Annotated in this window: 8 protein-coding genes; 5 read left to right on the top strand and 3 right to left on the bottom strand. The window is 73.2% G+C overall.

All coding sequences use genetic code 11. The annotated features are described in order from the left end of the window. Positions 1-18: 18 nt before the first annotated feature. From AB0927_RS16630 to AB0927_RS16620, 3 genes are all read left to right on the top strand, one after another. Positions 19-3723, top strand: a complete 3705-nt coding sequence (locus AB0927_RS16630; RefSeq protein WP_366668309.1) for a hydantoinase B/oxoprolinase family protein — start codon at positions 19-21, stop codon at positions 3721-3723. After that, positions 3704-4309 (top strand): ATP/GTP-binding protein, encoded by a 606-nt coding sequence (locus tag AB0927_RS16625; protein ID WP_366668308.1) that lies wholly within the window; start codon positions 3704-3706, stop codon positions 4307-4309. The genes AB0927_RS16630 and AB0927_RS16625 overlap by 20 nt, the downstream gene beginning before the upstream one ends. A 106-nt stretch (positions 4310-4415) precedes the next feature. Next, positions 4416-4949, top strand: a complete 534-nt coding sequence (locus AB0927_RS16620; RefSeq protein ID WP_366668307.1) for an NUDIX domain-containing protein — start codon at positions 4416-4418, stop codon at positions 4947-4949. A gap of 37 nt (positions 4950-4986) precedes the next feature. On the opposite strand, the gene AB0927_RS16615 is transcribed toward AB0927_RS16620, so the two are convergent. Then, on the bottom strand, positions 4987-7335 hold the full coding sequence (locus AB0927_RS16615; RefSeq protein ID WP_366668306.1) for a glycoside hydrolase family 31 protein: 2349 nt from the start codon (positions 7333-7335) through the stop codon (positions 4987-4989). A 211-nt stretch (positions 7336-7546) separates the two neighbouring features. On the opposite strand from AB0927_RS16615, the gene AB0927_RS16610 reads away from it, so the two are divergent. Together AB0927_RS16610 and AB0927_RS16605 are read left to right on the top strand one after the other, a co-directional pair. After that, positions 7547-9514, top strand: coding sequence for an acetoacetate--CoA ligase (locus tag AB0927_RS16610; protein ID WP_366668305.1), 1968 nt, complete (start codon positions 7547-7549; stop codon positions 9512-9514). Between the two features lie 161 nt (positions 9515-9675). Then, entirely contained in the window at positions 9676-10569 is an 894-nt protein-coding gene (locus AB0927_RS16605; protein WP_366668304.1) for a hypothetical protein, read from the top strand. 67 nt (positions 10570-10636) lie between these two features. On the opposite strand, the gene ptsP is transcribed toward AB0927_RS16605, so the two are convergent. Beyond that, positions 10637-12307, bottom strand: coding sequence for a phosphoenolpyruvate--protein phosphotransferase (gene ptsP, locus AB0927_RS16600; protein WP_366668303.1), 1671 nt, complete (start codon positions 12305-12307; stop codon positions 10637-10639). An 80-nt stretch (positions 12308-12387) separates the two neighbouring features. Next, a complete protein-coding gene (locus AB0927_RS16595) occupies positions 12388-12837 on the bottom strand; it encodes a PTS glucose transporter subunit IIA (protein ID WP_366668302.1) in 450 nt (149 codons plus the stop codon). Between the last annotated feature and the right edge of the window lie 355 nt (positions 12838-13192).

The following is a 13192-nucleotide window of genomic DNA, read 5'->3' as shown; positions in this document are numbered from 1 at the left end:
CGGAAGCGGAGTACTGACGTGACAGGCTGGCAGTTCTGGGTCGACCGAGGCGGCACCTTCACCGACATCGTCGCGCGTCGCCCGGACGGCCGTCTGCTCACGCACAAGGTGCTCTCCGGTAAACCGGCCCGCCCGCACCCCGGGCCCGGCACGGACGACGGCGGCCCCGCGCCCGAGGCGGACGCCCCCGAGGCGGACGCCCCCGACGCGGCCGTCGCCGGCATCCGCGCGCTCCTCGGCGACTCCGCGGCACCCGTCGAGGCCGTCCGCATGGGCACCACGGTGGCCACCAACGCGCTCCTGGAACGCACCGGCGAACCCACCCTCCTGGTCATCACCCGCGGCTTCCGCGACGCCCTGCGCATCGCCTACCAGAACCGCCCGCGCATCTTCGCCCGCCGCATCGACCTGCCCGAACTGCTCTACGAGCGGGTGATCGAGGCCGACGAACGCATCGCGGCCGACGGCACGGTGCTGCGCGCCCCCGACCTGGACGCGCTGGCGCCGCGGCTCCAGGAGGCGTACGACGACGGGATCCGCGCCGTCGCCGTCGTCTGTCTGCACAGCCACCTCCACCCCGCCCACGAACGCGCCATCGGCGAACTCGCCGCCCGCACCGGCTTCCCGCAGATCTCCCTGTCCAGCGAGGTCAGCCCGCTGATGAAGCTGGTGCCGCGCGGCGACACCGCCGTGGCCGACGCCTACCTCTCGCCGGTGCTGCACCGCTACGTCCGCCATGTGGCCGACGAACTGCGCGGCGTGCGGCTGATGTTCATGCAGTCCAACGGCGGGCTCACCGAGGCGGGACAGTTCCGAGGCAAGGACGCCGTCCTGTCCGGGCCGGCCGGCGGCATCGTCGGCATGGCCCGCATGTCCCAGCGGGCGGGCTTCGACCGGGTCATCGGCTTCGACATGGGCGGTACCTCCACCGACGTCTCGCACTTCGCCGGCGAGTACGAGCGGGTCTTCGACACCCAGGTCGCGGGCGTGCGGCTGCGCGCCCCGATGCTCGACATCCACACCGTGGCCGCGGGCGGCGGCTCGGTGCTCCACTTCGACGGCTCCCGCTACCGCGTCGGCCCCGACTCGGCGGGCGCCGACCCCGGCCCCGCCTGCTACCGGGCCGGCGGCCCGCTCACCGTCACCGACGCCAACGTGATGCTCGGGCGGATCCAACCCGCCCATTTCCCGGCTGTGTTCGGACCCGGCGGCGACCAGCCCCTGGACGCCGCGCTGGTCCGCGACCGGTTCGCCGCCCTCGCCCGCGAGATCCACCGGGCCACCGGCGACGACCGCACCCCCGAGCAGGTGGCCGAGGGCTACCTGCGCATCGCCGTCGCGAACATCGCCAACGCGATCAAGCGGATCTCCGTCCAGAAGGGCCACGACGTCACCCGCTACGCGCTGACCACCTTCGGCGGCGCGGGCGGCCAGCACGCGTGCCGGGTCGCCGAGTCGCTCGGCATCCGCACCGTGCTCGTGCCCCCCATGGCCGGCGTCCTGTCCGCGCTCGGCATCGGCCTCGCCGACACCACCGCCATGCGCGAACAGTCCGTCGAGGCCCCCCTGGAACAGGCCGCCATGCCCGGCATCCGTAAGGCGGCCGCCGACCTGGAGGCCGCCGCCCGCGCCGAACTCGTGGCCGAGGACGTCCCCGAGGACCGCATCCGGGTCACCCACCGCGCCCAGCTCCGCTACGACGGCACCGACACCACCCTCACCGTCGAGCTGGCCGAACCCGGGACCATGCGGCGCGCGTTCGAAGAGCGCCATCGCGCCACCTACTCCTTCACCCTCGACCGCCCGATCGTCGTGGAAGCCCTCTCCGCCGAGGCCACCGGCATCACCGCACCCCCCGATCTGTCCGCCCTCGCCCCGTACGAAGGACGGCCCGCCGCTCCCGGGAGCGTCCGCCTGCACACCGGCGGCTCCTGGCGCGACGTCCCCCTGCACCGCCGCGAGGCCCTTCCCCCCGGCGAGAACGTCACCGGCCCCGCGGTCATCACCGAGGCCGGCGCGACGACCGTCGTGGACGACGGCTGGCGGGCCACCGCCACCGACGACGGACATCTGCTCATGGAACGGGCGGCGATCACAGGGAGTTCCCGTCCGGGCACGGAAACCGATCCGGTCCTCCTGGAGGTCTTCAACAACCTCTTCATGTCGATCGCCGAACAGATGGGCGCCCGGCTGGAGTCCACCGCCCAGTCCGTCAACATCAAGGAGCGGCTGGACTTCTCCTGCGCCCTGTTCGACCCGGACGGCAACCTGGTGGCCAACGCCCCCCACATCCCCGTCCACCTGGGCTCCATGGGAACCAGCGTCAAGGAGGTCATCCGCCGCCGGGGCACCTCGATGCGGCCGGGCGACACCTACGCCGTCAACGACCCGTACCACGGCGGCACCCATCTGCCCGACGTCACCGTGATCACCCCGGTGTTCGACACCGACGCCCCGGCGGACCCGGAGAGCCGGCCCCGGCTCCTCTTCCACGTCGCCTCACGCGGCCACCACGCCGAGATCGGCGGCATCGCCCCCGGCTCCATGCCCGCCCACAGCCGCACCATCGAGGAAGAGGGCGTCCTCTTCGACAACTGGCTGCTCGCCGAGGGCGGCCGCTTCCGCGAGGAGGAGACCCGGCGCCTGCTCACCGAGGCGCCCCACCCCTCCCGCAACCCCCGCACCAACCTCGCCGACCTGCGCGCCCAGATCGCCGCCAACCAGAAGGGCGTCGACGAAGTCCGCCGCATGATCGGCGAGTTCGGCCTCGACGTCGTACAGGCCTACATGCGGCACGTCCAGGACAACGCCGAGGAAGCCGTGCGCCGCGTCATCGACGCCCTGGACGACGGCGCCTACGCCTACGAGACCGACTCCGGCGCCGTCATCCGCGTCGAGGTCCGCGTCGACCGGGCCGAGCGCCGCGCCACCATCGACTTCACCGGCACCTCCGGGCAGCTCCCCACCAACTTCAACGCCCCCTTCGCCGTCGTCAACGCGGCCGTCCTGTACGTCTTCCGCACCCTGGTCGCCGACGACATCCCGCTCAACGACGGCTGCCTGCGCCCCCTGGACATCGTCGTGCCGCCCGGCTCCCTGCTCGCGCCCGAACCGCCGGCCGCCGTCGTCGCGGGCAACGTGGAGACCTCCCAGGCCATCACCGGCGCCCTCTACGCCGCGCTCGGCGTCCAGGCCGAGGGCTCCGGCACGATGAACAACGTCACCTTCGGCAACGAACGCCACCAGTACTACGAGACCGTCGCCTCCGGCTCCGGCGCGGGCGACGGCTTCCCCGGCGCCGACGTCGTCCAGACCCATATGACCAACTCCCGGCTGACCGACCCCGAGATCCTGGAGTGGCGACTGCCCGTCCGCCTGGAGGAGTTCGCCGTCCGGGGCGCCAGCGGCGGCGCCGGCACCTGGCGCGGCGGCGACGGCGCGGTGCGCCGCATCCGGTTCCTGGAACCGATGACCGTCTCGGCCCTCTCCCAGCACCGCCGCGTGCCCCCGTACGGCATGGCGGGCGGCGAACCCGGAGCGCTCGGGGCCAACCGCGTGGAGCGCACCGACGGTACGGTCACCGACCTCGGCGGCAGCGGTTCCACCGACGTCGGCCCCGGCGACGTCCTCGTCATCGAAACCCCCGGTGGCGGCGGCTACGGCCGGCCGTCGCCCGAACCCCAGCAAGCAGGAGAAGTGAACGATGGTCCTCGGGCGTTCTGAGCACGGCAATTTCCCGGTCGAGCCCGTCACGCTCAAGATCCTGGTGGCGGGCGGCTTCGGCGTCGGCAAGACCACCCTGGTCGGCGCGATCAGCGAGATCCGGCCGCTGCGCACCGAGGAGCAACTCACCGAGGCCGGGCGGCCGGTCGACGACATCAGCGGGGTGGAGGCCAAGAACACCACCACCGTGGCCATGGACTTCGGCCGCATCACCCTGCGCGACGACCTGGTGCTGTACCTCTTCGGCACGCCCGGCCAGGAGCGGTTCTGGTTCATGTGGGACGAGCTGTCCGAGGGCGCGCTCGGCGCCGTCGTGCTCGCCGACACCCGCCGCCTGGAGGACTGCTTCGCCGCCGTCGACTACTTCGAGCGGCGCTCCATCCCCTTCCTGGTCGCCGTCAACTGCTTCGACGGCGCCGCCCGTTACCCCGCCGACTCGGTCCGCCAGGCGCTCGACCTGGACGCCGGGGTACCCGTGCTGCTGTGCGACGCCCGCGACCGGGAGTCGGCCAGGGACGTGCTCATCGACCTCATCCAGCACGCCATGCGGTACTCGGCCGAGCCCCGCCAGCCGGTCACCAGCTGAGCGAGGAGACCGGCCGGGACCCTCGGCTCGCCCCGCCGGAAGGGGGCAAGCCCGCGCAACGCCACGCGCCGAAGACGCTCTTCCTTTGATCGGATACAGTCCGCGCGTGTCCGAAAACCAACAATCAACTGCCAACTCCGCGCCGGGATCGCACTGTTCCGCCTGCGGGGTGCCCTATGGAGAGGGCGTCACCGGCTGGCCGCGCACCTGCCCGTCCTGCGGCACCGCGGCCTACCGCAACCCGCTGCCCGTGGCGATCGCGCTCCAGCCCGTGTACGACACCCAGGGCACCGCCCTGGTCGTCATCACCCGAACCATCGCCCCCGCCCGCGGCGGCACGGCCCTGCCCGGCGGCTACGTGGACGACCGCGAGGACTGGAAGCAGGCCGTCGTCCGCGAGCTCAAGGAGGAGACCGGCATCGACGCCGCCGCCCGCGACGTCCGCCTCGTCGACGCCATGAGCTCCCCCGACGGCCACCTCCTCCTCTTCGGCCTCCTGCCCGAACGCCCGGCCGACGTCCTTCCCCCCTCCGGCCCCACAGCGGAGACGGCGGGCTGGCACCTGCTGCGCCGCCCCGAGGACCTCGCCTTCCCCCTGCACAGCGCCGCCGTGCGGGCGTGGTTCGAGGGCCGCTACTGAGGCACCGGACCGAGCCGGGCCGCCCCGGGCGCCCGGCTCACCCGAGCCCCCGTACCCGCACCGGCCACGCCGGCCCGCTCGCGCCGCCCTCCCCCTCCCGCGTGACCACCACGGTCCCGCCCTGCCTGCGGGCCACGTACCGCTCGACCTCCGGCACGTCCCAGCCGTCGCCCGCGTCCGGCACCACCAGACCGCCCCCGGTCCGGCCGGGCGCCGGGGCCCACACCTCCAGTTCGAGCCCGTCGTCGCCGCGCACGGGCAGCACCGCGCCCGCCCGCGCGAACACCGGTATCCGGGACAGCGGCGCGTCCACCACGACCTGCCCGGGGCCCTCGTACGCCCGCTCCGTCGCCGTGTCGTACCACCGCCCCCGCGGCAGCCGCACCACGCGCCGGTCCGCGCCCGGCTCCAGCACGGGCGCCACCAGCAGGCCGTCACCCAGCAGAAACGTGTCCTCACAGTCGCGCAGGGCCCGGTCCTCCGGCGCGCCCCACCACACCGGCCGCACATAGGGCGCGCCGGTGCGCCGGGCCAGATGGGAGAGCGTCACGAAGTAGGGCAGCAGCCGTCGGCGCTCCAGCAGCGCCGCCCGCGCGTGCTCCAGCACCTCGGGCCCGAACTCCCACGGCTCACGGCGCCCGGCCCGCAGGCTCGCGTGGGTGCGGAACAGCGGCAGATACGCGCCGAGCTGGAACCACCGCAGATACAGCTCGGGCGACGGGCTGCCGTCGAAACCGCCCACGTCCGGGCCCGAGTACGGCACCCCGCACAGGCCGAGCCCCAGCACCAGCGACAAGGACGCCCGCAACCCCGGCCAGCCCGTCGCCACATCGCCCGACCACGTGCCGCCGTAGCGCTGCATCCCCGCCCAGCCCGACCGCGTGAACAGGAACGGCCGCTCCCGGGGCGCCAGTTCGCGCAGCCCCTCGTAGCCCGCGCGCGCCATGCACAGCCCGTACACGTTGTGCGCCTCGCGATGGTCCCCGCCGCGCCCCTCCAGGGCGTGCCGGGCCGAGCGCGGCAGCGTCGGCTCGCCGAAGGCGTGGAAGGACACCGGCTCGTTCATGTCGTGCCAGAACCCGGCGAAGCCCTGCTCCAGACGCTCCTCGTACAGCCCGCCCCACCACTCGCGCACCCGCGGGTGCGTGAAGTCCGGGTAGACCGACTCGCCGGCCCACACCACCCCCCGCACCGGCCGCCCCGAGGCGTCCCGCACGAACGCGTCCACGGCCGTGCCACCGTCGTACACGGCGTTGCCCGGCGCCGCCTTCACCGCCGGGTCGACGATCGAGACCAGCCGGATCCCGTCCCGGCGCAGCTCCTCCGCGAGCACCGGCAGCTTCGGGAACCGCTCCCGGTCGACGGTGAAGACCTGGTGCTCGTCGTAGTGGTCGATGTCCAGATGGACCGCGTCCAGGGGCAGCCCGCGCTCCTGGTAGCCCGAGACGATCCGGCGCACCTCCTGCTCGCTGCCGAACCCCCAGCGCGCGTGATGGTGACCGAGCGCCCAGGCGGGCGGCAGCGCGGGCGCCCCGGTCAGCGAGGCCCAGGTGTGCAGCACGCGCGCCGGCGGGCCCACCATCACCCAGCAGCGCAACGGCCCGCCGTCCATCCGCAGTTCGCAGCGCCCCGCCCGGTCGTGCCCGGACCCGGCGCCCTCCTCGCCCTCGCGCAGCACCACCGTGCCGTCCCACGTGGTGTCGTGGAACACCAGATGCGTCCCCGCGTCCGCCACCACCAGCTGCACCGGCATCGTCAGATACAGCGGATCGTCACCCGGTCCGAACGAACCGCCGGGATCGGTGTTCCACAGCCGGTACGACCCGTCCCGCAGCCGCGGCCCGGACGCGCGCCCGCCGAGCCCGAAGAACCGGGCGTCCGCCGCCACCTCCGAGCGCTGCATCCACCGCGCCGGGCCCCCGCCGACCGGTTCCCACCAGCGCGGCGGCAGCTCCCGGCGCAGCACCAGGCCGCCCGGGGTGCACACCTCCACCGCACCGTGCCGCGAGACGACCACCGTCACCCGCTCGGCCACCACCCGCCAGCCGCCGTCCTTGTCCGGTTCGAGCACCGCCCGCGGATCCGGCTCGGGGCAGCTCCCCGCCAGCGCGTACGACGGCTCCGGCGCCGCCCCGTCCCAGCCCCAGAACACCGCGCCGTTCACCGCGACCGTGACCCGCAGCTCGGACCGGCTGAACCGGATCACCCCGCCACCGGGACCCGGCGCCACACTCTCCACCCGCCCGGGAACCCGCGCCCGCTCCGCCCCCCGCCGGGGCAGCCCGGCGGCGTCGATGCGCCGTCTGCGCCACGCCGCCCGCACCCCCTGAGCCGCCCGTCCCGAACCGATCACACGCACCGAACGCACCAGGTCACGACCGTCCATGCTGCTCACCCTGCCACCGAGCGCCGCACCCGCGCGCGCCGTTCAATTTCCGTTCACCTCAGCCGGACCCGCCGTTTCGCCGGGCGGATGATAGGAAGCTCACCCTGGTGCGGAAGTCGATCACATGGCATCGTCCCTGTCAGCCGCGTCACGCGCACATCCAGCCGTGCGCGGACCGACGCACACGACGCGTACAGTCCGGGAGCCGCCCATGTCGACCGCGAACCCCCAGCCGCTCTGGCAGCCCGATCCCGAGCGGATCGCCCAGGCACGCATCACCGCGTTCCAGGCATGGGCCGCCGCTCACCACGGGGCCCCGGCCGACGGTGGCTACGCCGCGCTGCACCGCTGGTCCGTCGACCACCTGGACGCCTTCTGGAAGGCCGTCACCGAGTGGTTCGACGTCCGCTTCTCCACCCCGTACACCCAGGTGCTCGGCGACCGCGCCATGCCCGGCGCCCAGTGGTTCCCCGGCGCCACCCTCAACTACGCCGAACACGCCCTGCGCGCCGCCGCCGAGCGCGCCGACCAGCCCGCGCTGCTGTACGTGGACGAGACCCACGAGCCGCGGCCCGTGACGTGGGCCGAACTGCGCGGGCAGGTCGGCTCGCTCGCCGCCGAACTGCGCGCCCTCGGCGTACGCCCCGGCGACCGCGTCAGCGGTTACCTGCCCAACATCCCGCAGGCCGTCGTCGCCCTCCTCGCCACCGCCGCCGTCGGCGCCGTCTGGACCTCCTGCGCCCCCGACTTCGGCGCCCGCAGCGTCCTCGACCGCTTCCAGCAGGTCGAGCCCGTCGTCCTGTTCACCGTCGACGGCTACCGCTACGGCGGCAAGGAACACGACCGCCGCGACATCGTCGCCGAACTGCGCCGCGAACTGCCCACCCTGCGGGCCGTCGTCCACATCCCGCTGCTCGGCACCGAGGCACCCGAGGGCGCCCTCGAATGGTCCGCCCTGACCTCCGGCGACGCCGAACCCGTCTTCGAGCAGGTCCCCTTCGACCACCCGCTGTGGGTGCTCTACTCCTCCGGCACGACCGGCCTGCCCAAGGCCATCGTCCAGTCCCAGGGCGGCATCCTGGTCGAGCACCTCAAGCAGCTGGGCCTGCACTGCGACCTCGGCCCCGAGGACCGCTTCTTCTGGTACACCTCGACCGGCTGGATGATGTGGAACTTCCTCGTCTCCGGCCTGCTCACGGGTACGACGATCGTTCTGTACGACGGCAGCCCCGGGTACCCCGACACGGGCGCCCAGTGGAAGGTCGCCGAACGCACCGGCGCCACCCTCTACGGCACCTCCGCCGCCTACGTCATGGCCTGCCGCAAAGCCGGCGTCCACCCGGCCCGCGACTACGACGTCTCCCGCCTCAAGTGCGTCGCCACCACCGGCTCCCCGCTGCCCCCCGACGGCTTCCGCTGGCTGCACGACGAGGTACGCGAAGACCTCTGGATCGCCTCCGTCAGCGGCGGCACCGATGTCTGCTCCTGCTTCGCGGGCGCCGTACCGACCCTGCCCGTGTACACCGGCGAACTCCAGGCCGCCGCCCTCGGCACAGACCTCCAGGCCTGGGACCCGGGCGGCGGCCCCCTCGTGGACGAGGTCGGCGAGCTCGTCGTCACCAAGCCCATGCCGTCCATGCCGATCCGCTTCTGGAACGACCCCGACGGCAGCCGCTACCACGACAGCTACTTCGACACCTACCCCGGCGTCTGGCGCCACGGCGACTGGATCACCCTCACCGGGCGCGGCACCGTGATCATCCACGGCCGCTCCGACTCGACCCTCAACCGGCAGGGCGTCCGCATGGGCTCCGCCGACATCTACGAGGTGGTCGAGCGGCTGCCCGAGATCAGGGAATCCCTGGTCATCGGCATCGAACAGCCCGACGGCGGCTACTGGATGCCGCTCTTCGTGCACCTCGCGCCGGGCGCCGCCCTGGACGACGCGCTCCTCGACAAGGTCAAGCGGGCCATCCGCGAACAGCTCTCGCCCCGCCACATCCCCGACGAGATCATCGAGGTGCCCGGAGTCCCGCACACCCTCACCGGCAAGCGCATCGAGGTCCCGGTCAAGCGCCTCCTCCAGGGCACCCCGCTGGAGAAGGCGGTCAACCCCGGCTCCATCGACGACCTCACCCTGCTCGCCTTCTACGAGGAGCTGGCCCGCAAGCGCGGCTGACCCCCCTCGCGAACGGCCCCGGGCCCACCGAGCACGACGGCGGCGTCCGGGGCCACCCCATGTGCAGGAAAGCCACAGGTCAAAGCGCTCGGCCCGGCCGTTGTCAGTGCTCCCGGTTACGGTGAGTGAGCATTGATCGACCGCGCACACATGGGGGAAACATGGCGCACACCGACCACCGGACCATGCGCAGCGTCCTGCGCCGCGAGATCGCCGGCACCATCGGCCTCCTCGCCGACGAACACGACTTCCGCGCCATGCGGCGCTACCGCAGCTTCACCTTCGACGACCACGCGACCTACCTCCAGCAGGTCGAGGCCGTCCTCAAGGACCGCGCCGCGTACGGCGGTCACACCACCCTCGCCCTGTTCGACCCCGAGGACTACGCCGCGTACTGCGCCGAGACCGGACTCGACCCCGACCTCCCCGCGACCCGGACCCGGTTCACCGCGGCCCTCGCCGCCACCGGCCCCACGGTCCCCTACGACGGCGGCCCGCTCGCCGCCCTGGTGCCGGCCCTCGTGGACGAGGCCGTACGCCGGGCCACCTGGGAGTACGCCACCACGCTCCTGACCCGCCTCGGCCCGTGCCCCACCTGCGGCGAGGACATCGGCCGGGCCGCCTTCACCCGCGCCTCCGACCTCGTGGTCCGCATCTTCGACACCGCGCCACCCGGCGACCGGCACCTGGTGTGCACCGTCTCCGGACCACCGGAAACCCTGGTCGCCGTCCTGCACGGCGAGGAGGACACCCACGGCGCCACCCGACTGGACGACTCCGAGGCCCTGGAGTTCACCAGCGTCCTCGCCCTGGGCCTCGCCACCCGAAGCCCCGGCGGACTCGTCCTGCGCACCAGCGCCCCGGGCACCGCGGACCGGGTCCACGGCTGGCGGCTGCGCGCCGGCACCCTCGAACCGCTCACCGCGGCCGAGGTGTTCGACGCCTACTGCACCGACGCCGAGTCCGGCGACCTCATCGCCCCGGAACCGGGCGTCGACTACTGCGCACCACCGGACCTGGGGGAGGGCAGCGCGCCGCACGACCATCGCCACTGACCACAGACACCAGGACACGGCAGGGGCGCCCCACCCGAAGGCGGGACGCCCCTGCGCGGCACGGCCGCTACTCGCCGGACAGCACGGCCTGAGCCGCGCTCCGCGCCTCCTCGGCGCTGTCCGCCGCCCGCGCCGCCGCCGCGGCCCTCTCGCACTGCGCCAGCGTGAACTTCGCGAGCGTCGCCCGGACATAGGGAAGCGACGCCGCGCCCATGGACAGGGAGGTGACACCCAGACCGGTCAGCACACAGGCCAGCAGCGGATCGGACGCCGCCTCGCCGCACACCCCGCAGCTCTTGCCCTCGGCACGGGCCGCCTCCGCGGACAGCGCGACCAGGTCCAGCAGCGCCGGCTGCCACGGATCCTGCAACCGCGACACCGCACCCACCTGCCGGTCCGCCGCGAACGTGTACTGCGCGAGGTCGTTGGTCCCCAGCGACAGGAACTCGACCTCCCGCAGGATCGACCGCGCGCGCAGCGCCGCCGACGGGATCTCCACCATGGCCCCGAACTTGGCGCGCAGGCCCGCCGCACGGCAGGCGTCCGCGAACGCCCGCGCGTCCGCGCGGTCCGCCACCATGGGCGCCATCACCTCAAGGTGGACTGGCAGCCCCTCGGCGGCCTTCGCCAGCGCGGTCAGCTGGGTGCGCAGGACATCGGGGTGGTCCAGCAGCGTCCGCAACCCGCGCACGCCCAGCGCCGGGTTCGGCTCGTCCGCCGGAGTCAGGAAGGCCAGCGGCTTGTCCGCGCCCGCGTCCAGCACCCGCACGACCACCCGGCCCTCGGGGAACGCCTCCAGCACCTGCCGATAGGCCGCGAGCTGCTTCTCCTCGGAAGGAGCGTTCTCGCTGTCGTCCAGGAACAGGAACTCGGTACGGAACAGACCGACGCCCTCGGCCCCGGCCGCCACCGCCGCCGGCACGTCCGCGGGACCGCCCACGTTGGCCAGCAGCGGCACCTTGTGACCGTCCGCCGTGGCGCCGGGACCGGTCGAGGCGGCCAGCGCGGCCCGGCGCTCGGCGGCCTCCGCGGTCAGCCGTGTCTTCTTCTCCTCGCTCGGGTGCACGAACACCTCACCGGTGCTGCCGTCCACCGCGACCACCGTGCCCTCGGCCAGCTCGACCGCACCGGGCAGCGCCACCACGGCCGGCACCCCGAGAGCCCGCGCCAGGATCGCGCTGTGACTGGTGGGACCGCCCTCCTCGGTCACGAACCCGAGCACCAGAGAGGGGTCGAGCAGCGCGGTGTCGGCGGGCGCCAGGTCCCGCGCCACCAGAACATAGGGGTGGTCGCTGTCCGGGACGCCCGGCATGGGCACCCCGAGCAGCCGGGCGACGATACGGTTCCGCACGTCATCGAGGTCGGCCACCCGGCCGGCCAGGTACTCGCCCGCGTTCGCCAGCAGCTCCCGGTACGCCGCGAACGCGTCGTAGACCGCGCGCTCGGCCGTGCTGCCGACGGCGATCCGCCGGTCCACGTCCGCCATCAGCTCGGGATCCTGAGCCATCATGGCCTGCGCCTCGAGCACCGCCTGGGCCTCGCCGCCGGCCAGGTTGCCGCGCGCCATCAGATCCGCGGCCACGGCGTCGACCGCCTGGCGGGCGCGGCCCTGCTCGCGCCCCGCCTCCTGCGCGGGGATCTGCTTGGCCGGCGGCTCCAGCACCGCCGTGCCCATGTGCCGGACCTCGCCGATCGCCACGCCATGGCTCACACCGACGCCTCGCAGCGTTGTCTCCATCTCACCCGTCTCCGGATAGTGCGGCGGGCCCCGCCGCCGCGGTGGTCGTCCTGTACGCCGTCCCTATGACGGCACTGCTGTCAGTTCCAGGAGAAGAGGACGGCGCCGGCCGTCACCTCACCGTTCTCGAGGACGTCGGACAGGGCGTCGGCCGTCGCCTCCAGTGCGACCACGGGGCACACCGGAGACTTGCCCGCCGCCTCGACGGCCGCGGGGTCCCAGCGCACGACGGCCTGACCGCGGGTCACGGTGTCGCCCTTGTTGACGAGCACCTCAAAACCCTCGCCGTTGAGCTGCACGGTGTCGATGCCGAGGTGGGTGAGCACGCCGTGCCCGCTGGCGTCGACCACGACGAAGGCGTGCGGGTGCAGGGAAACGATCACGCCGTCCACCGGGGACACGGCCTCGGAGGGCTCACGCACCGGGTCGATCGCGGTGCCGGGGCCGACCATCGCCCCGGAGAAGACGGGGTCCGGCACGGCGGCCAGTCCGATGGCACGTCCGGCCAGAGGGGACGTCACGGTGGTCATGGGAGCCTCCCAGAAGTGGAGCTGCTCGCGGGCCTGAGCAGCAGGGTATGTCATGTGAAGTGGCGGTTCCGGATGAAAGCTAGCAGCTAGTGGTCTAGACCACCAACCCAACGGATTTGCACGGCGTTCGAGGCCGCGTGTACAGTCGTACCCCTGCTCGAAAACAAACTCATCGGGTCCTGAATCTGGATCTCCTTCTGCATGCTCGCAGAACGGTGGTCAGAGAGACGGAAAAAGCCTGATAGAGTTTGAAACACGAGAGGGAAGCGCCCGGAGGAAAGCCCGCGAGGGTGAGTACAAAGGAAGCGACCGTTCCTTGAGAACTCAACAGCGTGCCAAAAGTCAACGCCAGATA

The organism is Streptomyces sp. NPDC048106 (assembly GCF_040706415.1).
Classification (GTDB): Bacteria; Actinomycetota; Actinomycetes; order Streptomycetales; family Streptomycetaceae; genus Streptomyces.
Note: the sequence above shows the minus strand (reverse complement) of the source record. Positions and strands in the feature narration are given on the sequence as shown.

Excerpts from the sequence above, each read along its gene's own strand:
- AB0927_RS16625 (WP_366668308.1), top strand. The coding sequence starts at position 3,704 with ATGGTCCTCGGGCGTTCTGAGCACGGCAATTTCCCGGTCGAGCCCGTC.
- AB0927_RS16615 (WP_366668306.1), bottom strand. The coding sequence starts at position 7,335 with ATGGACGGTCGTGACCTGGTGCGTTCGGTGCGTGTGATCGGTTCGGGA.
- AB0927_RS16610 (WP_366668305.1), top strand. The coding sequence starts at position 7,547 with ATGTCGACCGCGAACCCCCAGCCGCTCTGGCAGCCCGATCCCGAGCGG.
- AB0927_RS16605 (WP_366668304.1), top strand. The coding sequence starts at position 9,676 with ATGGCGCACACCGACCACCGGACCATGCGCAGCGTCCTGCGCCGCGAG.
- ptsP (WP_366668303.1), bottom strand. The coding sequence starts at position 12,307 with ATGGAGACAACGCTGCGAGGCGTCGGTGTGAGCCATGGCGTGGCGATC.
- AB0927_RS16595 (WP_366668302.1), bottom strand. The coding sequence starts at position 12,837 with ATGACCACCGTGACGTCCCCTCTGGCCGGACGTGCCATCGGACTGGCC.